Source organism: Pseudonocardia yuanmonensis (assembly GCF_039542425.1).
In the GTDB taxonomy this organism is placed as follows: domain Bacteria; phylum Actinomycetota; class Actinomycetes; order Mycobacteriales; family Pseudonocardiaceae; genus Pseudonocardia; species Pseudonocardia yuanmonensis.
Map to the genome: position 1 here is coordinate 117,034 of NZ_BAABIC010000008.1, position 26,251 is coordinate 143,284.

Genomic DNA, 26,251 nt, shown 5'->3' on the forward strand with positions numbered 1-26,251 from the left:
GCGGTCTCGGGAGTCCCGCGGTCAGGGGCTCTCGGGGAGGCTGCGGATCATGGCGTGCAGCTCCTCGGCGGTCTCCAGGTCGGCGGGCCGGAGGGTGACGCCCTCGCGCACGTAGTGGAACGCGGCCCGGACCTTCTCCGGCGGCACCTCCGCCAGCGCCGCCCACGCGAGCCGGTACACCGCGAGCTGCACCCCGACCGCGTGCCGGCGCGACTCGTCCGGCACCGCACCCGTCTTCCAGTCCACGACCGTGAAGCCGCCGTCCGGGTCGGCGAACACGGCGTCCATCCGGCCGCGCACCGCCACCCCGGCCAGCACCGTCTCGAAGGAGACCTCGGCCTCGACCGGCACCCGGTCCGCCCATTCCGAGGCGAGGAAGGACTCCTGCAGCTCGGCGAGCTCGGCGTCCGTGGACTCGCTGGCGCCCTCGTCCGCCGCGCCGGGCAGCTCGTCGATGTCGAGCAGCCGCTCCGCCCCGAACCGCTGTTCCAGCCAGGCGTGGAAGGCGGTGCCGCGGCGGGCGTGCGGGTTCGGCGGCAGCGGCAGCGGCCGGCGCAGACCCGCGGCGAACGCGTCCACGTCGGCCGCGAGCTCGACGAGCTGGCTCACCGACACGTGCCCCGGGAGCGCGACCGACGGACGCGCGATGCCCGCCGCCCGCTCCGCCAGCAGCACGTCCACGTCGGCGGCCCAGCCCTCCGGGTCCGGCTCCCCCACCGGTTCGGGTTCGATGTCGAAGCTCAGCTGGTCGGTCTCGCGGGCCCGGCGCCGCTCGGCCCGCCGCACCCGCTCCTGCGTGCGGATGGCCTCGCGGACCAGCTCGGCGCCCTCGTGCACCGCCCCGGTGCGCGGACCGAGCGGGTTCGGGGGCCACTCGGCGGTGACCTGCTCGGCGAGCACCGGGTTCTCGGCGCCCTCCTCCGGCGGCTCCGCCCACACCTCGGGTTCCGCGATCACCCGCAGCTCCTCGAGGAACGGCGAGGGGCCGCGCGGCTTCGAGCCCGTGGCGCCCCAGTGGTGCCCCGAGCAGAGCAGGACGTGCTCGGAGCGGGTGAGCGCCACGTAGAACAGGCGGCGCTCCTCGGTCCTGCGGCGCTCCTCGAGGGCGGCGTCGTGCTCGTCGAGCGCCTGCTCGACCTGCTTGCGGTCCGGACCCGGCGGCAGGTACAGGCCGGGCAGGTCGTCCGCGTCGCCCCGCAGCGGGACCGGCAGCTCCGCCACGCCGGTGAGCCAGGTCCCCGACATGCGCCGCCCCGGGAAGACCTGGGTGACCACGTGCGGCACCGCGACGACCTCCCACTCCAGGCCCTTCGCGGCGTGCACCGTGAGGATCTGCACGCGGTCCTCGGCCACCTCGACCTCGCCCGGGGACAGCCCGTCCTCGGCCTTCTCGGCGGTCTCGAGGTAGTCCAGCAGCGCGGGCAGGCTCGCCACCTCGGCCCCGGTCGCGAAGTCGGCGACGACGTCCGCGAAGGCGTCGAGGTGCGCCCGGCCGGCGGGCCCGGGTCGGGCCGCGGTCTCGACGTCCAGCAGCAGGACGCGCTCGACGTCCGCGACCAGGTCGGTGAGCGGCGCCGACGCGCGCGATCGCAGCCAGGACAGCTCGCGCGCGAGCCGGGTGATCCGCGCGTACCCGGCCGGGGAGTAGCGCTCGGGCTCGCCCGGGTCGTCCAGCGCGTCGACCAGGCCGGCCTGCTCGGCCTGCTCCCCCGGCAGCGCACCCAGCGCGAGCTCCTCGGGTGCCAGCGGGCCGGGCCGCGGCGGCAGCGGCGGCACCAGCTCGCGGGCCCGCGCCCACAGCGCGGCCAGGTCGCTCACCCCGAGCCGCCACCGGGCGCCGGTGAGCAGCCGGACCGCGGCCGGGCCGGCCAGCGGGTCCGCCACGATCCGCAGCGCGCTGACCAGGTCGCGGACCTCCGGGGTGTCGAGCAGCCCGCCCAGCCCGACGACCTCCACCGGCAGCCCGCGGGCGCGCAGCGCGGCGGCGAGGGCGTCCATGTCGCCGCGGCGGCGCACCAGCACCGCGGAGGTCGGCGGGCCCTCGCCCACCGCGTCCCGGGCGCGCCAGTGCGCCGCGATCCCGTCCGCCACCCACTCGACCTCGGCGACGACGTCCGGGTGCAGCGCCACCCGCACCTCGCCGGGCACCGCCTGCGGCCCCGGCCGCAGCGCACCGACGGCCACCGAGTCCGGCGCGGTGCGCAGCGGCTCGGACACGGCGTTGGCCAGGTCGAGCACCTCCGCGGGGTTGCGGAAGCTGGTGAGCAGGCCGTACTCGCGGGCGGGCTCGCCGCCCGGACGCGGGAAGTCGGTGCGGAAGCGCGTGAGGTTGCCGGCGCTCGCGCCGCGCCATCCGTAGATGGACTGGCAGGGGTCGCCGACCGCGGTCACGGCCAGCGGCTCCTCCCGCGCCGGCTCGCCGGGAATGCGGCCGAACAGCGCGCGGAGCAGGACGCGCTGGGCGTGCCCGGTGTCCTGGTACTCGTCGAGCAGCACGGCCCGGTACTGCGCCCGCTCGATCGCGCCGACCTCGGGCCGGGCCTCCGCGACCCGGGCGGCGATCGCGAGCTGGTCGGAGAAGTCCATGGCGCGCTCGGCGGACTTGCGCCGCGCGTACTCCTCGACCAGCGGCAGCAGCTCGGCCCGCAGCCGCTGCGCCGCCATCCGGTCCCGGTACTTCTGCGACGGCTCGGCCCGCTGGCGTTTGCCCGGCGGTGCGTTCTCCAGCACCGCCAGCATCCCCGCCGTGAAGGAACGCAGCCGCTCCGGCTCGACGAGGTGCTCCCCCAGCTCCCCCGCCAGCGCCAGCAGGTAGCCCGTGACGGTGGCGGGCACCCGGTCCACCTCGAGGTCCGCCGCCCAGGACGAGACGACGCGGTGCGCCAGCTGCCACGCGGCCGTCTCGCCCAGCAGCCGCGACGCCGGCTCGGCGGGCAGCCGCAGCGCGTGCTCGGCGACGAGCCGGCCGGCGTAGGCGTGGTAGGTCGCGACGGTCGGCTCGCCCGCGAGCAGCGCGGCGCGCCGCCCCCCGCCGGGGTCCAGCTCGTCGAGCAGCGGGGAGCCGGCGAGGCGGCGCAGCCGGGAGCGAACCCGGGTGCCGAGCTGCTGCGCGGCCTTGCGCGTGAACGTGAGCCCGAGGACCTGCTCGGGCAGCACCTGCCCCGTCGCCACCAACCAGACGACGCGGGCCGCCATCGTCTCCGTCTTGCCCGCGCCGGCCCCGGCCACGACCAGTGCGGACTCGGGCGGCGCGGCGATCACCGCGGCCTGCTCCTCGGTGGGCGGCGGCAGCCCCAGGGCGCGCGCCAGCACCGCGGGCGGGAGGCGTGTGTCGGCGGGGGCGAGCGTCACGGCACCTGTCTACCCGACCGCACCGACAGGACCTGCCGGGCGGGGGCGATGGGGACGAGGGGTGGGGACGGGCTCAGGCGGCCTGGCCGGGCAGTGCGGAGACCCGCAGGTAGTCGACCTGCAGCCGCGTCTCGGCCGGGGTGGTGTCGTCCGGCGCCGCGAGCCAGTCCTTGGCGGGGCCCTGGTCGAGCTGGATGGTGGCGTGCATCGGCGTGGTCGGGATCATCGCCTTGTCGGTGGTCTCGAACGTCATCCGGCCGTCGATGTACGCGGTCAGCCGGTCCGGCAGCCACTCGAACGCGAACGTGTGCCACTGCGAGAAGTCGCCCTTGGTGGCGTCGCCGAACGTCTTGTTGGCCGATCCGCCGTAGTGGATGATCGTGTGCGCCAGGTCCCGGTTCTCGCCGGGGACCTCCATCATGTCCAGCTCGCCGTCGTCCGGCCACTTCTCCGAGTCCGGCCAGAGCAGGATCGCCGAGCCCCAGCCGCGGCCCTTGTCGGTGCGGGCGCGGAACTCCCAGCGCCCGTACAGCTGGCCCTTGGCGTGGGCGACGCCGCCCGACACCCCGCCGTCCCCGGGCCGGGCGGTGATCGTGAGCGCGCCGTCGACCACGGACACCGCGTCGGGGCTGCGCCGGCCGTTGCCGAAGGCGCCGACCGAGTCGTACGTGCCCCAGCTGCCCTTGTCGAGGGAGCCGCCGGTGAACTCGTCGCCCCCGACCGGCACCCAGGCGACGCCGGACGAGGCCGCCGCAGCCTGCCGGGCCGCGTTCGGGGCCGCCTTCTTCGTGGTGGTCGGCTTCGGCGTGGTGGTCGGGGCCGGTGTCGGCGCTGCCTCGGACGTCGGGGGAGGCGCCGTGGTGGGTTGGGCCAGCAGGGCGCCCTGCGACGAGTCGGGTGCGGGCGTCAGCTCGGGCTCGGCCGCGGAGCCGCACGCGCTGAGCACGACGGCCAGCAGGCCGGCGAGGCCGACCGCACGGACGCGTTGGCGGAACACGGGGAGCCTCCAGGGACCGGACCGCCGCGCGGCGACGCGGGGAGCAGCGGCGCGACGGGAAGAAACGCAAGGGGGACGCGCCCGAACCTAGCGCGGACACACGGCCGGGTGACCGCCGATACTCCGAGCGGACGCACGGGCGCGCTGCACGGTCGCCGCCGTGCGGACGCGGCGGCGGCGATGCCCACCCGGCTCACTCCTCGACCACCGAGCGACCGGACTCCACGGCGGGGCAACTCCCCCGAACGGGGCAACGGTCGCAGTCCGGTCCGACGTGCGCGACGTACGCCGGGCCCGAGGTCTGCCGCGCCGCCTCCCACACCACGTCCCGCCACCGGCCGGCGGCCTCGGCGTCGAGCGGGGGCTGGACCGGCTCCTTCGGCGAGCCCGTCGCCTTCCGGTCGGCGACGAACACCAGGCGCGCGCCGCCGGGCGCGGCGCCCTCGCCGACCAGGTCGGAGAAGGCGCCCAGGGTCGCGGCGAGCTGGTAGACCGCGAGCTGCGGGTGCTCGGCGGCCGACGCGGCGCTCACCGCGGTCCGCCCCGTCTTGACGTCGACGACGACCGGGCGGCCCTCCGCGTCGACCTCCAGCCGGTCGACGCGGCCACGCAGCCGCACAGTGGGTCGGGGCGTGCCGACCTCGATCTCGTCCGGGTCGTCGCCCTCGATGTCGAGCTGCACGGGGTGCTCGACGGCGACCAGGCGCAGGCCCTGCGCGCGGCTCTCGCGGAGCCACTGGGCGTAGCCGGCGAGCATCCCGCGCACCCGGGCCAGCTCGCGGCGGCCGAACCAGGGCGCGCCGGCGTCGAGCCGGGCCCAGGCGGTGCGCAGCGCGGCGTCGAGCTCCGCGGGCGCGGCGCCGGCGGCCTCCGCCTGCACCAGGGCGTGGACGAGCGAGCCGGTGACGGCCGACAGGGCGCCGGTCTCGTTGCCGCCGTGCCGCTCGAGCACCCAGCGCAGCGGGCAGGACAGGATCCGCTCGATGTCCGACGGCGACACCGAGACGATCTCGCCCTCGGGGCGCAGCGGCGCGTCGGCGGACGGCTCGGGCAGGCCGTACCAGTCGTCCGGGTGGGCGCCGGGCACCTTCTCCGCGGCCAGCCGGGCGAGCTGGGCCGCCGCGCGCCGGCGCCGGGCCGCCCGCTGCGGGTCGCCGTGGTCCGGCTCGGTGACGGCGCGGCGCAGCTCGCCGACCAGTTCGGCCAGGACGAGCGCCCGGCCGGGGCGGAAGGTGGGCCTGCCCTCGGACGCGTCGGCCGGCAGCGGGTCGAGCTCGTCGAGGAAGCGCGAGGGCTGCTCGTCCTCCGCGTGCACCGCGCTGACCAGCAGGGTGCGGCGGGCCCGGGTGCACGCGACGTAGAACAGCCGCCGCTCCTCGGCGAGCAGCGGGGCCACCCGGGACACCGCCGCCTCGGGCCCGGTCGGCTCGGCGACGCCGGCGACGACGTCGACCAGCCGCTCGTTGCCCAGCAGGCTGCCGCGCAGCCGCAGGTCCGGCCAGCTGCCCTCCTGGACGCCGGGGACCGCGACGACCTCCCACTCGCGGCCGCGGGCGGCGTGCGCGGTCAGCAGGGCGACCGCGTCCTCGCGCGGTGCGCCGGTGGTCTGGGTGTCGCCCGGGAGGTGCTGGTCGCCCAGGTACTCGGCGAAGCCGGCCACGTCGGCCCCGGGCAGGCGGTCGGTGTAGCGGGCGGCGGCGTCGAACAGCGCGAGCACGGCGTCGAGGTCGCGGTCGGCGGCGGCGCCCACCGGGCCGCCGCGGGCGCTGGCGGCGGCCCAACGACGGGCCAGACCGCTGCGCTGCCACACCCGCCAGAGCACCTCCTCGACCGTGCGCCCCTCTCCGGCGGCCTCGGCGGCCGCGGCGAGCAGGGCCGAGACGGCGCGCAGGGGCGCGCTGTCCCCGGGCGGGAGCGCGGTGAGCGGGTCGGGGCGGCCGGCCGCGGCGGCCCGCAGGGCCTCGACCAGCAGCGGATCGCTGCCGACGCGTTCCACGTCCTCCGCCGAGAGGTCGTGCGGGTCGGCGTCCTCGCGGGGCGGCTCGGGGTCCGCGCGGCGGCGCCGGCCCTCCTCCCCCGCCGCGTGCAGGCGGAGCAGGCCGCGGCGCAACCGGCGCATCCGCATGGGGTCGCCCGAGCCGAGCGCCGAGGTGACCAGCGCGGTGGCGGCGTCGGCGTCGATCTCCTCGGGCCGGGTGGCCGCCCGCAGGATCAGCAGGAAGGGCAGGACCGCGGGCTGGCGCGCCAGCGGCAGCTCCTCCGGCGGCGCCGCGATCGGCACACCCGCCGCGACCAGGGCGCGCCGCAGCGCGGGCAGGGTCCGCCGCGCCGACCGGGACAGCACGGCCATCTCGGACCAGGGGACGCCCTCCACCAGGTGCGCCCGCCGCAACCGGTCGGCGATCCAGGCGGCCTCGGTGGCCGCCGAGGAGAAGGTGCGGACCAGCACGGACCCCGGGTCCGGGACCTCGGGCGACAGCGACGCGGGCGCGACCCGCAACCTGCCCTCGCCCGACCCGGCCAGCCGCGACGCCAGCCGGGCGCCCGCGGCGCGCACCGCGTCCCGCTGCCGGTGGTCGACGGTCAGCACCGCGGTGGGCGCGTCGACCGCGCGCAGCCCGTCCGGATCGGCGCCGCGGAACCCGAGCACCGCCTGGTCGGGGTCGCCGGCGATCAGCGTGCTGGTCGCGGTGCGGGCCAGCACCCGGACCAGCTCGAGCTGCTGGGGGTCGAGGTCCTGCGCGTCGTCGACCAGGAGGTGGCGGACGCGCTCGCGCTCGGCGTGCAGGAGGTCGGGATCGAAGGCCAGCGCGTCGAGCGCCGCGGCCACCAGCTCCGCGGAGTCGAGCGCGGGCGCGGTGGCGTGGGGGGCGGCCCCGCCCGCGGCGCCACGCAGCAGGATGACCTGCTCGTACGTGCGGAAGAAGCGGCCGGCGGCCTCCCACTCGGGCACCCCGTGGCGCTCACCGAGGGCGAGCAGCTCCTCGGGCCCGAGCCCGCGCTCCTCGGCGCGCAGCAGCAGCTCGCGCAGCTCGGCGGCGAAGGCGGGGATGCCGAGCGCGGGCCGGAGCCGCTCGGGCCAGCCGGAGCCGGGCACGCTGCCGTTCCAGTTCGCGATCTCGCCGGCCAGGAGGTCGCGGACCACCGCGTCCTGCTCCGCGCCCGCGAGCAGCCGGGGCGGTGGGTCGCCCGCCCGCGCCGCGTGCAGCCGCATGATCCCGAACGCGTACGAGTGCACGGTGCGCACGAGCATCTCGCGGGAGGTGTTCGCCCGGATCGCGGTGACCGCGGGATCGTCCGGGTGGATCCTGCGGACGATCCGTTCGCGCAGGTCCGCGGCCGCCCGGCGGCTGCCGACGAGGAACAGGATGCGACCCGGGTCCACGCCTGCCGGCACCCGCCGCGCCACGCTCTCGAGCAGCACCGTGGTCTTCCCGGTGCCCGGCCCGCCGATCACCCGCAGCGGCCCGGCCTCGTGCTCGACGACCCGGCGCGCCGCCGCCTCCCACTCCGGCTCCGGCACCGCGGGCCGGGCCGGCCGGACCAGCAGCGGTCCTTCGGCCGCGCTCGCCCGACCGCCGCCGACGGACAGGCCGTCGACCGCGGCACGGCGGGCGGGATCGGGGGTCACGCGGACGATTCGACCACGCCGCACCGACAGTTCCGCGCGGGGTGGGGAGGCTACCCCGGTGAATGGCGCTAGTCGCTCTGCCGACCACCGCCAGGCACGAGGTGGGGCGGCGGTGCTGGTGATCCTTCCGAGTGTCACCGTGCTGTCGGTCTGGCAGCGTTCACGTGACGGTCGCAGTGATCACAGCCTCAGTGATCGATCCGAGGGGCACGAAGCCGTCGTGGGAGGAGCGCTCCTGTAGCGCTCGGAATCACGGGCGATCCTGTCGGGGTCGGGTGGCACGATCACCCCATGCCCGACGCTCCCCTCCACGTCCACCTCGCCGGCGACCCCGACGGTCCACCGGTGCTCGCCCTGCACGGTGTCACCGGGCACGGTCTGCGCTTCCGGCCGCTGACCGAGGCCCTGCCGGGGCTGCGCTGGCTCGGCGTCGACCTCCGCGGGCACGGGCGGTCGCCGTGGGTGCCGCCGTGGAACCTGGAGCAGCACGTCGCCGACGCGCTCGGCGTGCTCGACGCGCACGGGATCGACCGGGCGGCCGTGGTCGGGCACTCGTTCGGCGGGGCGATCGCGACCCATCTCGCCCGCACCGCACCGGAGCGCGTCACGAGGCTCGTGCTGCTCGACCCGGCGATCGGGCTCGACCCGCAGGACATGCTCGAGACCGCCGAGGAGTCGCGGGAGGACGAGTCGTTCCCCGACCGCGCGGCGGCCCGGGCGGCCAAGGCGGAGAGCTGGGCGGACGTGCCGGCGGAGCTGGTCGACGCCGAGGTCGATGCCCATCTCGAGCAGCGGGACGGCGCGTGGCGGTGGCGCTACTCGCGCGCGACGCTGGTCGCGGCGTGGGGCGAGATGGCGCGCGAGGCCGTGGTGCCGCCGACCGGGCTGCGGACGTTGATCATGCCGGCGACCGGGGCCGACTTCGTGTCCGAGAAGTGGCTGGAGGCCTGCCGCGCCGAGCTGGGCGCGGACCTCACGGTCACCCCGGTGGACACCGGGCACATGCTGTACCTGGAGCGGACCGCCGAGGTCGCGGAGCATCTGCGGGGCTTCCTGGAGGGCTGATGGACGAGGAGACGCTCGAGCGGGTGCGTGCCGTCGTCGCCGCGATCCCGCCGGGCGCGACCAGCACGTACGGGCGGGTCGCCGCCGACGCCGGCATCCCCGGCCGGGCGCGGCTGGTGGGCCGGATCCTCGCGGAGGACGGCCACGACCTGCCCTGGCACCGCGTCCTGCGCGCCGACGGCTCCTGCGCCCCGCACATCGCGCAGGAGCAGTCCGCGCGGCTGCGGGCCGAGGGCGTGCTCCTCGTCGACGGCCGCCTCCCCCGCGACCGCCGCTGATCGGCATTCCGGCGCGGTCCGGGTCGCCGCACCGGCCGTCGCCGCACGCGCCCGCCGCGAACGCCCGCGCCGCTGACAGCGATGCCGTGCTCTCGGGCCGACGCACCCGCTCCCCCTGCACGCGCCCGCCGATCACGCCGGAGCGCCGCTCCCACGACCGCCCCATGGTCAGCGGCCGTGTGCGGCGACGGTCCCTCGGCAAGCCCTGAACGCACGCACCCGACGATCAACCTGGGGCGCGATCTCGACCGCGCCCTAGATCAGCGGCCGGATGCGGCGATGGTCCCTCGGCAAGCCATGGACGCACGCATCTGACGATCACCCTGCGGCGCCGACTTGCGGCGGCCGGGGGCAGCCGCGCCGATCCCGCACTTCCCCGCCAGCAGCGCGTCGTGAGTGGCGACCGTCGCCACTCACAGCAGCGCCGGCGGGCGCGACTCCTACGCCGCGACCCGACCCGTCTCCACGCCGGCGTGGTAGCGCGCCACCACGGCGGCGACGACGTCCGGGTGCGCGCCGAGCGGGTCGCCCACCGCGTCGGCGCCGGTGTCCCGGACCCGGGTGTGGAACACCCCCGGTGCGAGCAGCCAGGACACCACCGAGATGCGCTCGGACCCGGCGCGGCGCAGGCCCTCGACCAGGGCGTCGATCCGAGGGGTGGCGGTGGCGGCGAACCCGACCCGCACGCTGCGGCCGAGCGCGTCGGCCAGCATCTTCCCCGCGGCCCGGACCTCGGCGACGGCGGCGGCGTCGGAGGACCCGGCGGCCGCCAGGACGACCGTGTCGCCGACCCGGTGCCCGGCGTCGGCCAGCCGGGCCAGCGCCGCGCGGACGAGCAGCGGGTCGGGGCCGAGCGCCGGCGTGACGACGAACCGGTCCGGCCCCGCGCCCACCTCGGCGAGCTGCGCCGGGAGGTCGGTGCGCACGTGGTAGCCGGAGGCGAGGAAGGCGGGCAGGACCACGGCGCCGTCGAGCCCGCGGACGGCGTCGGCGACGGCCGGCCGCCGGACGTCGACGTACCCGACCCGCACCTCGACGCAGGGCAGCGCGGCGCGCGCCCCGGCCGCGATCTCGTGGACCACCGCGTCGGCGGCGTCCGACCGGCTCCCGTGCGCGACCAGGACCAGCGGCGGCAGGTTCGTCCCCGGTCCGGACGGAGGCAGCGTCAGCGGCAGGTCGGGCACGGTCGTCGTCGCCCTCATCGCTCGTCCCCGGACACGCAGTGCCCACCCAGCGGCGACGGGCCGGCGTTGGGGTCGAGCGCGAGCCGGTACCCGCGCTTCACCACGGTCTGGATCAGCTTCGGCACGCCCAGCGCCGAGCGCAGCCGGGCCATCGCCGTCTCCACCGCGTGCTCGTCCCCGCCCCCGCCGGGCAGCGCGCGCAGCAGCTCCGCACGGGACACGACCCGCCCCGGACGCCGGGCGAGCACCCGCAGCAGGGCCATGCCGGTGGGCGGCACCGCCTTGAGCTCGCCGTCGACGAGGGCGGCGTGCCCGCGCAGCTCCAGCCGGTGCCCGGCGACGGGCAGCCGGCGGGCGCGGGCCGGGGCCTCGGCCTCCAGCGCGCGGACCATCGCGCCGAGGCGCGACCGCTGCGGCTGCAGCGTCGGGACGTCGACCGCCTCGAGCGGCGCGGCCGTGACCGGCCCGACGCACACGACCAGCACCGGCCCGCGCAGCGCCGCGACCAGCTCCTCGCGCAGCCCCCGCTCGGCCGCGCGGGCCAGCAGGCTCGCCGCCGCGGGGGCACTGGTGAAGGTCAGCATGTCGACACCGCCGGCCAGCACGAGGTCGGTCAGCCGGTCCATCGGCGCCAGGTCGGCGGGCGGCACCCACCGGTACACCGGCACCTCGACGACCTCGGCGCCCGCCATCTCGAGCGCCTCGACGACGTCCGGCAGGGGTTCGCCGTGCAGCTGGACCGCGATCCGCCGTCCGTCGACCCCCTCCTCGAGCAGGTGGTCGAGCACCTCCGCCGAGGACTCCGACGGCGGCGACCACACCTCCGTGAGCCCGGACGCCCGGATCTGCCCGCGCGCCTTCGGACCGCGCGCCAGCAGCTCACCGTGCGACAGCGCGGCCAGCAGGTCCTCGCCCATCCCCCAGCCGTCCGCGGCCTCGATCCACCCGCGGAACCCGATGCCGGTCGTGGCGACGGTGACGTCCGGCGGCCGCTCGATCAGGTCCCGGGTGCGGGCCTCGAGCTCGGCGTCGTCGGCGAGGGGGACGATGCGCAGCGCCGGCCCGTGCTGCACGCACGCCCCCCGGCGCTCGAGCATCGTGCCCAGCTCCTCGGCCCGGCGGGCGGCCGTGACGCCGACCGTGAAGCCGGCCAGTGGGGGGACCTGCGCCTCGGTGGTGGTGGGGGCGCTCATCGGGGCATTCTCCGCTACGTCGGGGTCGGAGCTGAACGCCGGAGTGGTCACCGTAACCCGATCTGCACACGACCGTCGTGGACGCGGACCGGGTACGCGGGCACGGAGACCCCGGGAGCGTCGAGGCAACGTCCGTCGACGAGGCTGAACGACTCCTTGTAGACGGGCGAGGCGACGGTGGGCTCGCCGCCCCGGTCCCCGACGATGCCGCGGGACAGCACCGCGGCGCCGGACTTCGGGTCGATGTTGCCGATCGCGTACAGCTCGCCCGCGTGCGTGCGGAAGATCGCGACCTGCTGGTCGCCGAACAGGGCTGCGACTCCGCGCTCGGGCTGCAGCCGCTCCAGCCGGCAGGCCGTCTCCCAGCGGAGGGCCGTCCCCGGGTCGTCCGTCACCGGACGCTCGTCGGTCGTGGTCACCACTGCACCTCCTGGCGGCCGAACGCGGGCACCCCGATCAGGACGGGCTCGGGATCGCCCGGACGCGGCGTCGGGACGGGCTGGCCCCGCTCGGTCACGAACGAGATGGTCGGGTCGGGCGTCTCGGGGTCGTTGACGAAGGAGACGTAGCGCTCCAGCTTCTTCGGGTCCTCGAGGACACCCCGCCACTCGTCGGCGTAGTTCTCGACATGCCGGGCCATCGCCGCGTCGAGCTCGGCGCAGATGCCGAGCGTGTCGTCGACGATCACCTCGCGCAGGTGGTCGAGCCCGCCCTCCAGCTCCTCCAGCCACGGTGCGGTGCGCTGCAGCCGGTCCGCGGTGCGGATGTAGAACATGAGGAAGCGGTCGATCGTGCGGATCAGGGTCTCCTGGTCCACGTCCTGCACGATGAGCTGCGCGTGCCTCGGCGTCGCGCCGCCGTTGCCGCCGACGTAGAGGTTCCAGCCCTTCTCCGTGGCGATCACGCCGAAGTCCTTGGACCGGGCCTCGGCGCACTCGCGCGCGCAGCCCGAGACGCCGGACTTGAGCTTGTGCGGGCTGCGCAGCCCGCGGTACCGCAGCTCCAGCAGCACGGCCATGCCGACCGAGTCCTGCACGCCGTAGCGGCACCAGCTCGACCCGACGCAGGACTTCACCGTGCGCAGCGACTTGCCGTAGGCGTGCCCGGACTCGAACCCGGCGTCGACCAGTCGCTTCCAGATCGCGGGCAGCTGCTCGACGCGGGCGCCGAACATGTCGATCCGCTGCCCGCCGGTGATCTTGGTGTAGAGCCCGAAGTCCCGCGCCACCTCGCCGATCACGATCAGCCCCTCGGGCGTGATCTCGCCGCCGGCGATCCTCGGCACCACCGAGTAGGTGCCGTTGCGCTGCATGTTGGCGAGGAAGTGGTCGTTGGTGTCCTGCAGGGTGGCCTGTTCGCCCTCGTGGATGTGGCCGGTGCCCAGCGAGGCCAGGATCGACGCGACGGCGGGTTTGCACAGGTCGCAGCCGCGGCCGGTGCCGTGCTTCTCGACCAGCTCGGTGAAGGTCCGGATCCCGGTGCTGGCGATGATCTGGAACAGCTCGGCGCGGGAGAAGGCGAAGTGCTCGCAGATCGCCTTGGAGACCTCGACGCCCTCGTCGACCAGCATCTTCTTCAGCAGCGGGACACAGGAGCCGCAGCTCGTGCCCGCCTTGGTGCAGGCCTTGAGGTCCGGGACCGTGCACGCGCCGCCCCCGATGACCTCCTTGAGCGCCCCCTTGGTCACGGCGTTGCAGGAGCAGATCTGCGCGGAGTCCGGCAGCGCGTCCGCCCCGAGCTCGACGCCGCCGGGCGCGATCATCGCGACCGGGTCGGCCGGGAGCTTCATGCCGACCATCGGGCGGAGCGTGGAGTACCTCGACGCGTCCCCGACCAGCACACCGCCCAGCAGGGTCTGCGCGTCGTCGGACACCACGAGCTTCGAGTAGGTGCCCGCCACCGGGTCGTTGACGACGACCGCGAGCGCACCCTCGGAGGCCGCGTGCGCGTCCCCGAAGCTCGCCACCTCGACGCCCAGCAGCTTGAGCTTGGTGGACATGTCCAGCTCCTCGGGCGTCATGCACGCCTGCCCGCCGAGCAGCCGGTCCGCGACGACCTCGGCCATCGCGTACCCCGGCGCGACCAGCCCGTAGGTGCGCCCCTCCAGGGCCGCGACCTCGCCGATGGCCCAGACGTGCTCGTCCTCGGTGCGGCAGGTCGCGTCCACCCAGACGCCGCCGCGCTCGCCGAGGCGCAGCCCGGACTCGCGGGCCAGCGAGTCGGCGGCCCGGATCCCCGCGGAGAAGACGACGACGTCCGCGTCGAGCTCCACCTCGTCGGACAGGGTGGCGACCAGCCGGTCCCGCTCCTCACGGATGCCGCTGACGGCGACACCGGTCCGCACCGCGATGTCCTGCCGGGTCACGAGGTCGCGCAGCAGGGCGCCGCCGCCCTCGTCGACCTGCACCGGCATCAGCCGGGGCGCGATCTCCACGACCTGCGGGGACAACCCGAGCAGGCGCATCGCCCGGGCGGCCTCGAGGCCGAGCAGCCCCCCGCCGACGACGACCGCGGAGCGTCGCCCGGGGCCCGGCCGGGCGACGGCGGCCGCGGCGGCCGCCTTGATCGCGTCGAGGTCGTCGAGCGTGCGGTAGACGAAGCAGTTCGGCAGGTCACGGCCGGGCACCGGCGGCACGAACGGGACGGACCCGGTGGCGAGGACCAGGGCGTCGTAGGTCAGCTCGTCGCCGGAGGCGGTGGTGACCGTGCGGCGCTCCCGGTCCACGGCGACCGCGGGGTCGCCGAGCCGCAGGTCCACCAGCGGGTCCGCGAGCTCGGCGAGCCGCAGCTCCTCCTCGCTCTTCCCGTCGACGTACGACGACAGGGCGACCCGGTCGTAGGCCTGCCGGGTCTCCTCGCCGAGGACGGTGATCCGCCAGTCGCCGCGCCCGTCGCGGTCGCGCAGCGCCGAGACGAGCCGGTGCCCGACCATCCCGTTGCCGACCACGACGAGATGCCGTGTGTCCGTCACGTCGTACCTCCTGTGCCGCAGCGGGCGGCGTTCGTGCTGTGCGTGCGGGTGGATCGAGGGCCGCGGTCAGACGCGGGCGAGGGCGACCTGGCCCTCACCGGTGCGGACCGACGAGGCCTGCCGCTGGTAGACGGCCCAGGTGATGCCGGCGCAGATCACGTAGAAGGCCAGGAAGGCCCAGAACGCGGGGACGCCGGACCTGGTGGCCGCGAAGGACTGCCGGAAGGCCAGGTTGATCAGCAGGCCGCCGAGCGCGCCGACCGCCGAGATCAGGCCGATCGCGGCACCGGAGACGCGGCGGGCGTGCAGCATCGCCGCGGCGCGGTCGGCGCCCTCACCGATCCGCTCCAGCGCCTGCCGCCGGAAGATCGCCGGGATCATCTTGTAGGTCGAGCCGTTGCCGATGCCCGAGAAGACGAACAGCAGGATGAACCCGAGCGTGAACAGGGCCAGCGAGTTCCTGCCCGAGGCGACGATGCAGATCAGCGCCGACACGGCCATCAGCCCGAAGTTCACCGCGCTGACCTTGGCCCCGCCCAGCCGGTCGGCCATCCAGCCGCCGATGGGGCGGATGAACGAGCCGAGCAGCGGACCGATGAAGGTGACGGCCGCGGCCTGCAGCGGGGTCCGGCCGAACTGGGTCTGCAGGACCAGGCCGAACGCGAAGCTGTAACCGATGAACGAGCCGAAGGTGCCGATGTAGAGCACCGACATGATCCCGGTGTCGCGCTCCTTCAGCGCCAGCGAGAAGGCGCCCTTGTCGTTGCTGACGGAGGCGATGTTGTCCATCGTGAAGGCCGCGACGATCGAGCAGACCACGATCAGCGGGATGTAGACGGCGAGCAGGATCTTCGGGTGGCCGGCGCCCGAGGTGGCGATGACCAGCAGCGCGATGAGCTGGATGACCGCGACGCCGAGGTTCCCGCCGCCGGCGTTGAGACCCAGCGCGGTGCCCTTGCGACCCTCCGGGAAGAACGCGTTGATGTTGGTCATCGACGAGGCGAAGTTGCCGCCGCCGAAGCCGGCCAGGGCCGCCATCAGCACGAACACCGAGTACGGGGTGCCGGGCTGGAGCACGAACGCCGCCGCGATCGTCGGGATCAGCAGCAGCAGGCCGCTGATCACCGTCCAGTTGCGGCCGCCGAAGCGGGCGACGGCGAAGGTGTAGGGCACCCGGAGGATCGCGCCGACGAGCGTGGCGGTCGCGCCGAGGAAGAACTTCCCGGCCGCGTCGACGCCGTACTCCGGGCCCATGAACAGCACGAAGACCGACCAGAGGGTCCACACCGAGAACCCGACGTGCTCGACGAAGATCGAGGCCCAGAGGTTGCGGTTCGCGATCCCCTTGCCGGTGCGCTCCCAGAACCCGGCGTCCTCCGGCTCCCAGTGCTGGATCCACCGCCCCCCGGCGACGCCGCGGGACACGGTCCCGGTCTCCGTGTCGATCGGTCCTTCTGCGGTGGCTGTCACGCCGGCTCCTCCTGCGCATCCGTGGTCGTGTCTCTCGGATGCGCAGGACGGTAGGCAGCGGGGATTACCCCGGGGTGGCGCCGTGTGACACGGGCGCAAAGGCCCGCTCACGTTCGGTCAGCTGCGGTGTGAGGTCACGACGCGCAGGTCAGGGCTGTGAGGGACGTGCTGCCGGACTCAGAGCCGGGCGCTGACGAGCCCGGCCACCCGCTCCAGCCCGGCGACGCTGCGGGCCGACGCGTCGGGGTGCTGGGCGTGCAGGGCGAGCCGGTAGAGGGCGGCGCGCAGCAACGCCTGGGGCCACTCGTCGAGGTGCGCCCAGCGGTCCATGAGGCCCTCGTCGGCCCCGCCCCAGGCGATCGCGTCGACGACGACGACCGCCGCGGCCCACTCCGGCGGGCGCCAGAAGGGCACCAGGTCCAGCACGACGGGCGTGCCGTCCCCGTCGAAGAGCACGGCGCCGAACAGCTCGCCGTGCACGACCTGCGGCGGCGACTTCATCGGGCGCCGGTGCGCGGCCAGCTCGGCGAACAGCCGGCCACCGGAGGCCTCGTCGAGGGCGAAGCGGCGCTCGCCGAAGGCCGCGGCGGCGGAGCGGGCCAGCAGGTCGTCCCGGTTGTCGAGCAGGCGGGGACGCTGCACGGTGGCGGTCGCGGCGTGCAGGCGCAGGCTGGCCGAGACGACGTCGTCGTGCCGGGGTTCGGAGGCGCCGGCGAGGAACCGGGACGCGGCCCAGCCCGCGACGACCCACCGGCCGTCCGACGAGCGGACGGGGCGGGCCAGCCGGACCGCCTCGACGTCCAGCGTCTCGAGGACGCCCGCGGACCACGCGGCCATCGCGTTGTCGGCCACCGGGCGCAGCAGGACCTCACCGCAGTGCCAGGCGCGCTGCCCGGCCCAGACCACGGGCCGGGGCGTCGCGTCCTTCACGCCGAAGGCGACGCGGACGTGCTCGGGGAGCGCGCTCGCCTGCGGGACCGTGGGTGCTGCCGTCACGGGGCGCCACGCTACCTGCGCGCACCCATGGAGCAGGAGTGCCACGCGGAGAACTCTTCGCGGGCGGGGCGGGCACGCGGGGGTGGTCGAGATGAGCACCGTCGTCGTCGCGGGCACCACGGACAGCAGTGGTGCTCATCCGGACAGCCTCGAGCTCGGCTCGTGCCCGCTGCCCGGAACCGGAGGTCGGGGCGTCGTGCACTGAGCGCAGGGGTGTGTGGGTCAGTGCTCCTCGTCGTGGTCGGCGTGGTCGTGGTGGTGCACCCCTCGCTCGTGGTGGTGGTCGTGGGAGCCGTGGGCCCGGGACGTCCGGTGCGACGTGCCGTCGCGGTCGGAGTCGTCGGAGCTCCGGTGGGAGCGGTCGCGGTCGGAGCGGTCCCGGTCGGAGCGGTCCCGGTCGGAGCGGTCCCGGTCGGAGCGGTCCCGGTCGGAGCGGTCCCGGTCGGAGCGGTCCCGGTCGGAGCGGTCGCTGTCGTCGTCCTGTCGACCATGGGAGCGCTGCGAGCCGGAGTCAGGGGTCGACCGCCGCGCGCGCTCGGCTGGGTCGGCGAACTCGCGGGCGACGGCCTCACGCGCCGCCGCCTCCGCGGACCGTCCCTCGCCGCGCTGCCCTGCCCGCGCGGACTCCCGCGCCACAGCCGCGGGCGCAGCCGCCTCCGGCGACCGCCGCTCACCTGCCCCCGCGAACTCCCGCGCGACGGCCTCCCGTGCAGCGGCCTCCGCCGGGCCGCCGGAGGAGCGCGACCCGCGCGGGACCTGGTCCTCGGCGATCTCCGCGGATGCCCGCCGGGCCGACGCACCGGCGGCGGCAGCCATGTCGGGGGCGAACGCAGACCCGGACCGGACCGACCCCGCCGGGGCGGAGGCCCGGACGACCTTGGCCGTCGCCCTCTCGCCCGACGCGACGGACCCCACGGCCTTCCGCGTCGCGGCCGCGGCGGGAGCCGCAGCGGCGCGAGCCTGCGCGTCGACGGTGCCCGAGGATGGGGTGGCCGCGACGCCCTCCCGCGTCGGCGCGGGCGTCGCCGCGGCCTCGGCAGCCCGGCGGTCCGCCTCGTGCACCGCCTCCTCCACGTACGGCGCGCCGATCCCACCCGTCATCGAGCGGGCCACGGGTCCCGCCACCGCCGCGGCGACGCCCGGCGCGGCCGGAGCAACGGTGGCCGCGGCGGCCGGTCCGGCGAGACCACCGCCGACCGGCGTCACACCCGCAGCATCCACGGCAGCCACAGCAGCGGCCGCGACCGCCGCGACCTCGCCGACCCCGGCGTCCCCGGAGCTCCCCGCACCGACCCCCGGAGCGACATCATCACCGGCGGTCGTCACAGCGCCGTCGGCGCCGGGCCCCGCCGATCCCGACCTCGTCCCCGCCCCGGCGACCCCGCCGAGCTCGCGGAGCACGTCGCTCCCGCCGTCGCCGACCGCGCCCACACCCCGACCGGCGGCCGATCCGAGGGCGTTCACCCCGTTCGAGGCCCCGGCGCCCACGGACTCGACGCCCTCGCCGGCCCCGTCCGCCAGCGCCCCCGCGGCCCCGCGGCCCTGACCGGCCTCGTCGAGCGCGTTCCCGGCACCGGTCGCGGTCGCGCCCGCCGCCCCGCCGACGCCCTCGGCCGCGGTGCCGACGGCCTCGCCGCCGCCCTCCCCGACCGCGCCCACGGCCTCGCCCGTCCCGCGGGCGCCCGCTCCGACGGCCCGCCCGGCACCCTCGCCCGCCGGTCCGGCCCCCGCGGCCCGACCCACCGAGCCCACGGCGGCGCCGGCGCCCTCGCCGACCCTGCCGACACCGTCGCCCGCCGTGCGTCCGACCCTGCCGGCGCCGTCGCCGGCCGCGCGTCCGACCCGATCGACGCCGTCGCCGGCACCGCGGCCTGCCGCGCCGACAGCCCGGCCGGCCCCGCGCCCGCCGGACGCGACCCCATCGCCCGCGGCCCGCCCGTACCGGTCCCGCTCCGCGGTCTCGTCGACCGGCCCGCGGGGATCCGGCGGCCCGCTCGTCCCGACGACGGCGGCCGGCCGGTCCTCCACCTCGTCCCGGACCTGCACCGCCGGCGGCTGCGCGTGCAGCCCCGGCGTGGGCGCGGGAGCGGGCCGGCCCGCCGCGGCGTCGAGCACCTCGGCGGAGACACGGTCCGTGCGGCCGGCCTCGACCGCGGGATCGGGCAGGGGCGTGCGGGAGGCCGCGTCGACGCCGGAGCGCAACGCGGCGACCTGCTGCCGGATCCCGTCGCGCTGGCGGATCCGCAGGTCCCGCTGCGCCGCGAGCGCGGCGGACCAGGCCGGGTCGCCGGCCGGACCCTCGGCCAGCAGCTTCTCGATCGCGGCGAGCCGGGCCTCGGCACGTTCCAGCTCGTCGGCGCTGCGCTCCAGCTCCCGGTAGCTCTCCAGCTGGGCCTGCAGCGTTGCGCGCTGCCGTTCGAGGAGCTGTCGGCGCTGCTGCAGCCGGCGCAGGGCGGACGGCGGGGTGCCGGCCCGGGCCGCCTCGCTGGCGTTCCACGCCTGCTCGGTCCGGGCGAGGAGGTCGAGCTGGCGGTTCACCGCGACCAGCACGAGCTCGGCGCGGCTCGCCCACTGCTCCGTCGACGTCGGCCCCGTGACGACGCCCTGCGGCGCCTGCCCCGGCGAGGACGCCACGGTCAGCACGTACCCGCCGAGCAGGACGGCCGTGGCCCCGAGCACCGCGACCGCGCGCCGGCGGCGGGCCGGACCCCGGGCCCGGCGTGCCCGTCCCGCACGGCCCGTGGACCCGGGCCGAGGACCTTCGCACCCGTCCCGGGGAGCGGGCACGGGTCCGGCGACCGGGGAGAACCCCGGGGCCGACCCGGACGACGGCTCCCGTAACCACGGCAGCGTCTCCACCACCCGCGGGTCCTGCGCGGCGTGCGCGGCCGCCCGCCGGAGCCGGCGCATCGCCGCCCGGTGCGCCGTCGAGCAGTACTTCCGCTGGGGCCGACCGGTGACCGGTTCGATCGGCGCACCACAGCCGGGCAGCGCACAGACCACATCGGACGACCCGTGAACTGCGACGTCCCCCACCACCCGGCACCTCCGGCTCCCGCGTGGTCGATCACCACCGGGTCGGGATGCTACGGCGCGCGGCGGCGCGACCGTCCTCATCGGAACGACGCCGACCACGGCCGGTCAGGACGGGCCGCCGGGGCTGCTCCGTTCCACCCGCCACCGGCACCCGGTCGCCACGAGTTGATCACAGTCCGCGACGCGCCGCCGGCGCCGGACAAGCCCCGGAAACACCACACCGCCCGACCCGGTGAAAACCGGGCCGGGCGGTGTGAGCCTCGCGCGGAGGGGAGGGATCAGTAGCTGGGCTTGTCCGGCTCCACCTGCTTGACCCAGGCCAGCACGCCGCCGCCGACGTGCACGGCGTCGGCGAACCCGGCCCTGTGCAGCGCCGCGAGCGCCTCGGCGGACCGCCCGCCGGACTTGCAGTGCAGCACGATCGGCTTGTCCTGGGGCAGCTCGGACAGCGCCTCGCCGGACAGGATCCGGTCCTTGGGGATCAGCACCGCGCCGGGGATGTTCACGATGTCGTACTCGTGCTGCTCGCGGACGTCGATGAGCGCGAAGTCCTTGCCCGCGTCCATCATCTCCTTGAGCTCGAGCGCGGTGATCGTGTTGCCCGCGGCGGCCCGCTGCGCGTCGTCCGACACGGTCCCGCAGAACGCCTCGTAGTCGATCAGCTCGGTGATCTTCGGGGTGTCCGGGTCCTTGCGGATCCGCACCTGGCGGTAGGTCATCTCGAGGGCGTCGTAGATGACCAGCCGGCCGAGGATGGGCTCACCGATACCGGTGATGAGCTTGATCGCCTCGTTGACCATGATCGACCCGATCGACGCGCACAGCACGCCCAGCACGCCGCCCTCGGCGCACGAGGGGACCATGCCGGGGGGCGGCGGCTCGGGGTAGAGGTCGCGGTAGTTCAGGCCCTGGCCGTTCGGGGCGTCCTCCCAGAACACCGAGGCCTGGCCCTCGAAGCGGAAGATCGAGCCCCAGACGTACGGCTTGCCCGAGAGCACGGCGGCGTCGTTCACCAGGTAGCGGGTGGCGAAGTTGTCCGTGCCGTCGAGGATGAGGTCGTAGTCGGCGAAGATCTCCAGCACGTTGGAGGAGTCCAGCCGGGTCTGGTGCAGCCGCACCTCGACCAGCGGGTTGACCTCCTTGATCGAGTCGCGCGCCGACTCGGCCTTCGGCCGGCCGATGTCCGACTGGCCGTGGATGATCTGGCGCTGCAGGTTGGAGGAGTCGACCTCGTCGAACTCCACGATCCCCAGCGTGCCGACCCCGGCCGCGGCCAGGTAGAGCAGCGCGGGCGACCCGAGCCCGCCGGCGCCCACGACCAGCACCTTCGCGTTCTTCAACCGCTTCTGGCCGTCCATCCCGACGTCCGGGATGATCAGGTGGCGGCTGTACCGCTCCACCTCGTCCTTGGTCAGTTCGGCGGCCGGCTCCACGAGCGGCGGTAGCGCCATGTCCACAACTCCCTGCGCGTCTTCAGCGGTCCCTTGCCGCAACACGTTCGTCGACGGACATGTTCCCATCCCCCGGCGCGTCCCAGAACGCGGCGACGGCGGCGGCGACGCGGTCCGGCGTCTCGATCTGCGCGATGTGCCCCACGCCCTCGAGCATGACCAGCCGGCCGTCCGGGAAGGTGCGGGCCGTCCGGACCGCGAGCCGCGGGTGGACCAGCCGGTCCCGGTCGCCCCAGACCACCAGCGTGGGCACCGGCACCCGGGCGGCGATCCGCCACAGACCGGGCCCCATCCAGCTGCGGAACATCCCGAACGCGGACCGGTCGATCGCCTGCCCCGCCCACGGCTGCCGCCCCCGGGCGGCGATCTCCTGCGCCGTCTCGTCCAGCCGGGCGTCCGTGGCCCGGCCGGGGTCGCCGAAGCACAGCCGCATGGTCGCCTCGGCCCGGGCACGCGGGGTCATGGCCGCCAGCTGCGCGCGGGCCCGGCTGCCCAGCCCGGGGATCCAGGCCACCGCCATCCGCGGGTCCGACATCCGGCGCGGGTCCGGCCGCCGGTCCGGCATCGCGGGCGAGACGAGCGTGAGCGTGCGCACCAGCTCCGGCCGCCGGGCCGCCACCAGCATGGCGACGACGCCGCCCAGCGAGTTCCCGAGCAGGTGCACCGGCCGCCCGCGTCCGGCCAGCCAGCACAGCAGCGCGTCGGCGTGCCCGGCGGGGCTGTAGTCGCAGGACGGGACCGGCTCGGTGTAGCCGAACCCGGGCAGGTCGACGGCGGTGCCGGCCACGCGCGGCGCCAGCAGGCCCGCGACGTCGGTCCAGTTCGTGGCGGAGCCGGAGAGCCCGTGCACGTAGACGGCGTCCGGACCTTCCCCCGGCGTCTCGCGGACGTGCAGCGTCACGCCGCCGGCCGTGACGTGCCGGCCCGGCCACGCCGGCTGGTGCACGGGCAGCGGGGGCAGCGCGCCGAGGTCGCCGGGCTCCCCCAACGGCGCAGGTGCGGAGGCCCGGGCGAACCGCGGGTGAACGAGCGGCAGCGAGAGGGAGACCACGTCCCGAGGATGGCAAGAACGGCGCGCCCGCGGCCACTCCCGCGGCCACTCCGGACGCCGACGGGCGCACCCCTCCGTCGTCGCGGCTGGTCAGCCGGGCCGGTGACGGCTCCCACCTCGACCCCCGTATCCGACGGGCGATACCCCCCGTTGGTATGTTCGGACCTGCCGGGCGGCAGGTCGGCGGAAGGAAGAGGGCATGCTCACGGCGGTACGTCTCGCGGCCTACGTCGGGATTCTCGGCGTGGTCTTCGGCGCTGCCTGGGGCGCGGGCGCACTGGCGCAGCCCTCGCTCGGCCCTCCCGCCCCGGCTTCGGCGGAGGCCCCCGCAGACGTCCACGCCGGGATGGACATGGACCTGCAGGGCACCGCGGTCACCCGCGCCGGCACGGACGGCCTCGCCACCACCGCCGGCGGGTACACGCTGGTCCCGGCCACGACGGCGGCCTCCGCCGGCGGCGCCACCGACCTCGCCTTCGCCGTCACGGGCCCCGGCGGCGCGCCCGTCACCGCCTTCACCCCGGGGGCGGACGGCTCGGCGCTGCGTCTGCTCGTCGTCCGCCGGGACGGCGCAGGGCTGCAGGTCGCCCACCCCGAGATGGCCGCGGACGGCACCTGGCGCGCCCCGCTGCAGCTGCCCACCGCCGGGACCTGGCGGGTGCTCGCCGAGTTCACCCCCGCCGGCGGCACGCCCACCGTGCTGGGCACGGACGTCTTCGCGCCGGGCGAGTTCGCGCCGCTGGAGTTCCCGCCCGCGCGCGCCGCCCAGGTCGGCGGGTACCAGGTCCGGATCGACGGCGACCTGCGCGCGGGCACCGAGTCCGCGATCTTCGCGACGGTCAGCCTCGACGGGCGGGCCGTCACCGACCTCGAGCCGGAGCGCGGGACGTTCGGCGACCTCGTCGCGCTGCGGGCCGGCGACCTGGCCTACACGGCCGTCACCGCCCAGACCCGCGCGGAGCCCGGGGACCGCTCCGGCCCCGGCATCGCCTTCACCGCCACGGTGCCGACGGAGGGGACCTACCGTCTGTTCCTCCGGTTCCGGCACGCCGGCGAGATCCACACGGTCGACTTCACCGTCCCGACGACCGGCGCGGCCACCGCGACGGGAGGTGCCCGATGAGCGCCCCGACCACTCCGGAGGCCGGCTCGCGGATCGAGCTCGCGATCGGCGGCATGACGTGCGCATCCTGCGCGAACCGCGTGGAGCGCAAGCTCAACAAGATGGCCGGCGTCACGGCGTCGGTGAACTACGCGACCGAGAAGGCCACGGTCACCCACCCCGTGGACGTCTCGCCCGAGGACCTGGTCGCGACCGTGGAGGCCGCCGGGTACACCGCTAAGCTGCCCGCGCCGCCCACAGCCGAGGAGGAACGGGAGGACCCGGCCGCACGGCACGCCCGCGACCTGCGGACCCGGCTGACCGTGAGCGCGGTGCTCGCGGTCCCGGTGATCGTGCTCGCGATGGTCCCGGCCCTGCAGTTCACCTCCTGGCAGTGGATCTCCCTGACCCTGGCCGCACCCGTCGTCGTCTGGGGGGCGCTGCCCTTCCACCGCGCGGCCTGGACGAACCTGCGGCACGGCGCCGCGACCATGGACACGCTGGTCTCGCTGGGCATGCTCGCCGCGCTGGCGTGGTCGCTGTACGCGCTGCTGTGGGGCGGCGCGGGCGTACCGGGCATGCGCCACCCCTTCGAGCTGACCGTCACGCGCGGCGGCGGGGCGGACGCGATCTACCTCGAGGTCGCCGCCGGCGTCACCACCTTCATCCTCGCCGGCCGGTACTTCGAGGCCCGGTCCAAGCGTACCGCCGGGGCGGCCCTGCGGGCGCTGCTCGAGCTCGGTGCGCGCGAGGTCTCGGTGCTCCGCGGCGAGACCGAGGTGCGGGTCCCGGTCGACCGGCTCCGGGTCGGCGATCGGTTCCTGGTCCGCCCCGGCGAGAAGGTCGCCACGGACGGCGAGGTCGAGGAGGGGACGTCGGCCGTCGACGTCTCGATGATCACCGGCGAGTCCGTGCCGGCCGAGGTCTCCCCCGGCTCCGCGGTGGTCGGCGGGTGCGTGAACGCCGGCGGGCGGCTGGTCGTGCGGGCCACCCGGGTCGGCGCGGACACCCAGCTCGCCCGGATGGCCGCGCTCGTCGAGGAGGCGCAGAACGGCAAGGCCGCGGTGCAGCGGCTGGCCGACCGGGTCTCCGGCGTGTTCGTGCCGGTCGTGATCGCGCTCGCCGTCGGGACGCTCGGGTTCTGGCTGGGCAGCGGCTCCGGCGCCGCACCCGCCTTCACCGCCGCGGTCGCCGTGCTGATCATCGCCTGTCCGTGCGCGCTGGGTCTCGCCACGCCCACCGCGCTGCTGGTCGGGACCGGGCGGGGCGCCCAGCTCGGCGTGCTCATCAAGGGCCCGGAGGTCCTCGAGTCCACCCGCCGCGCCGACACCGTGGTCCTGGACAAGACCGGCACGCTGACGAGAGGGCGGATGCGCCTGCTGGAGGTGCACCCGGCCGGCCGGGAGTCCGAGGAGGACGTGCTGCGGCTGGCCGCGGCGGTCGAGGACGGTTCCGAGCACCCCGTCGCGCGGGCGATCGCGGTGGCCGGGCGCGAGCGGTTCGGCGGCCTGCCCGGCGTGTCCGACTTCGAGAACCGGGCCGGGCTCGGCGTGCAGGGCGTGGTGGCGGAGCTCGCGCAGCTCCCCGGCCTGCCGGCGCCGGTCCGTGCCGCCACCGGCGCCTCACCGATCACCCCCGCCGGCGGCACCGGCCGGGTCGTGGCGCACGCCGTCCTGGTCGGGCGGCCCGCGCTGCTCGCCGAGTACGGCATCGAGCTGCCCGCGGAGCTGGCCGAGGCCCGCGAGCGGGCGGAGGCGGCCGGACGGACGGCGGTGTGCGTGAGCTGGGACGGCCGGGCGCGCGGCGTGCTCGTCGTGGCCGACTCGCTGCGGCCGACCAGCGCCGAGGCCGTCGGGCGGCTGCGCGACCTCGGGCTCGCCCCGATCCTGCTCACCGGCGACAACGAGGCCGCGGCCCGCGCCGTCGCCGCAGAGGCGGGCATCGACCCGCCGGACGTGATCGCCGACGTGCTGCCCGAGGACAAGGTCGCCGTCGTGCGCCGGCTGCAGGCCGAGGGGCGGACGGTCGCGATGGTCGGCGACGGCGTGAACGACGCCGCCGCCCTCGCCACCGCCGATCTCGGCCTCGCGATCGGCACGGGGACGGACGTGGCGATCGAGGCGAGCGACCTCACGCTCGTCCGCGGCGACCTGCTGGCCGCGGTCGACGCGATCCGGCTGGCCCGGCGTACCCTGAGCACCATCCGCGGCAACCTGTTCTGGGCGTTCGCCTACAACGTCGCGGCCCTCCCGCTGGCTGCGCTCGGGCTGCTCAACCCGATGATCGCGGGCGCCGCGATGGCGTTCAGCTCCGTGTTCGTGGTGGCCAACAGCCTGCGCTTGCGCGGTTTCCGCAGCGTCGTCGCGGGGCACGGCCAGGGGTGAGATCGGCGCCCGTCGGTGACACGTTGCACGTCTCCCGGCACGCGTCATCCCACGTCGGTGGCTACCGGCGGGTAAGGTGACCCGGCACGAC

General features: G+C 76.2%; 16 protein-coding genes. 4 read left to right on the forward strand and 12 right to left on the reverse strand.

Features of this window, described 5'->3' with window-relative positions; genetic code table 11:
• Nucleotides 1-21: 21 nt before the first annotated feature.
• From ABD990_RS13905 to ABD990_RS13915, 3 genes are all read right to left on the reverse strand, one after another.
• On the reverse strand, nt 22-3,351 hold the full coding sequence (locus ABD990_RS13905; protein WP_345380886.1) for an ATP-dependent helicase: 3,330 nt from the start codon (nt 3,349-3,351) through the stop codon (nt 22-24).
• A 73-nt stretch (nt 3,352-3,424) separates the two neighbouring features.
• The gene (locus tag ABD990_RS13910; protein ID WP_345380887.1) at nt 3,425-4,348 is read right to left on the reverse strand and encodes a glycoside hydrolase family 16 protein; all 924 of its coding nucleotides are present in this window, start codon (nt 4,346-4,348) and stop codon (nt 3,425-3,427) included.
• 193 nt (nt 4,349-4,541) lie between these two features.
• Nucleotides 4,542-7,895 carry an ATP-dependent helicase gene (locus ABD990_RS13915; protein ID WP_425569599.1) on the reverse strand — a complete coding sequence of 1,118 codons (3,354 nt, stop codon included), beginning with the start codon at nt 7,893-7,895 and terminating at the stop codon, nt 4,542-4,544.
• 375 nt (nt 7,896-8,270) lie between these two features.
• Here ABD990_RS13915 and ABD990_RS13920 point away from each other — a divergent pair, with 375 nt between their 5' ends.
• A complete protein-coding gene (locus tag ABD990_RS13920; RefSeq protein ID WP_345380889.1) occupies nt 8,271-9,044 on the forward strand; it encodes an alpha/beta fold hydrolase in 774 nt (257 codons plus the stop codon).
• Nucleotides 9,044-9,322 (forward strand): MGMT family protein, encoded by a 279-nt coding sequence (locus ABD990_RS13925; RefSeq protein ID WP_345380890.1) that lies wholly within the window; start codon nt 9,044-9,046, stop codon nt 9,320-9,322. The genes ABD990_RS13920 and ABD990_RS13925 overlap by 1 nt, the downstream gene beginning before the upstream one ends.
• Before the next feature lie 440 nt (nt 9,323-9,762).
• Here the strand turns inward: ABD990_RS13925 and ABD990_RS13930 are convergent, their stop codons facing one another.
• The 9 genes from ABD990_RS13930 to ABD990_RS13970 all read right to left on the reverse strand — a co-directional run bounded on the left by ABD990_RS13930 (nt 9,763) and on the right by ABD990_RS13970 (nt 22,674).
• Entirely contained in the window at nt 9,763-10,524 is a 762-nt protein-coding gene (locus ABD990_RS13930) for a sirohydrochlorin chelatase (RefSeq protein WP_345380891.1), read from the reverse strand.
• Complete coding sequence (locus tag ABD990_RS13935) at nt 10,521-11,699, reverse strand: uroporphyrinogen-III synthase (RefSeq protein WP_345380892.1); 1,179 nt, start codon at nt 11,697-11,699, stop codon at nt 10,521-10,523. The genes ABD990_RS13930 and ABD990_RS13935 overlap by 4 nt, the downstream gene beginning before the upstream one ends.
• Before the next feature lie 47 nt (nt 11,700-11,746).
• A complete protein-coding gene (nirD, locus tag ABD990_RS13940) occupies nt 11,747-12,118 on the reverse strand; it encodes a nitrite reductase small subunit NirD (protein WP_345380893.1) in 372 nt (123 codons plus the stop codon).
• A complete protein-coding gene (gene nirB / locus ABD990_RS13945; protein ID WP_345380894.1) occupies nt 12,115-14,670 on the reverse strand; it encodes a nitrite reductase large subunit NirB in 2,556 nt (851 codons plus the stop codon). The genes nirD and nirB overlap by 4 nt, the downstream gene beginning before the upstream one ends.
• A gap of 66 nt (nt 14,671-14,736) precedes the next feature.
• On the reverse strand, nt 14,737-16,116 hold the full coding sequence (locus ABD990_RS13950) for an MFS transporter (RefSeq protein ID WP_425569600.1): 1,380 nt from the start codon (nt 16,114-16,116) through the stop codon (nt 14,737-14,739).
• Between the two features lie 201 nt (nt 16,117-16,317).
• Nucleotides 16,318-17,136 carry a TIGR02569 family protein gene (locus ABD990_RS13955; protein ID WP_345380895.1) on the reverse strand — a complete coding sequence of 273 codons (819 nt, stop codon included), beginning with the start codon at nt 17,134-17,136 and terminating at the stop codon, nt 16,318-16,320.
• Nucleotides 17,137-17,358: 222 nt separating this feature from the next.
• Complete coding sequence (locus tag ABD990_RS13960) at nt 17,359-19,815, reverse strand: hypothetical protein (RefSeq protein WP_345380896.1); 2,457 nt, start codon at nt 19,813-19,815, stop codon at nt 17,359-17,361.
• A 635-nt stretch (nt 19,816-20,450) separates the two neighbouring features.
• Nucleotides 20,451-21,623: an adenylyltransferase/sulfurtransferase MoeZ gene (gene moeZ / locus ABD990_RS13965; RefSeq protein ID WP_345380897.1), complete on the reverse strand. Its 1,173-nt coding sequence runs from the start codon at nt 21,621-21,623 to the stop codon at nt 20,451-20,453.
• Between the two features lie 22 nt (nt 21,624-21,645).
• Nucleotides 21,646-22,674: an alpha/beta fold hydrolase gene (locus ABD990_RS13970; protein ID WP_345380898.1), complete on the reverse strand. Its 1,029-nt coding sequence runs from the start codon at nt 22,672-22,674 to the stop codon at nt 21,646-21,648.
• 199 nt (nt 22,675-22,873) lie between these two features.
• On the opposite strand from ABD990_RS13970, the gene ABD990_RS13975 reads away from it, so the two are divergent.
• Complete coding sequence (locus ABD990_RS13975; protein ID WP_345380899.1) at nt 22,874-23,797, forward strand: hypothetical protein; 924 nt, start codon at nt 22,874-22,876, stop codon at nt 23,795-23,797.
• Nucleotides 23,794-26,160: a heavy metal translocating P-type ATPase gene (locus ABD990_RS13980; RefSeq protein WP_345380900.1), complete on the forward strand. Its 2,367-nt coding sequence runs from the start codon at nt 23,794-23,796 to the stop codon at nt 26,158-26,160. Before ABD990_RS13975 ends, ABD990_RS13980 begins: the two co-directional genes overlap by 4 nt.
• Nucleotides 26,161-26,251 lie beyond the last annotated feature (91 nt).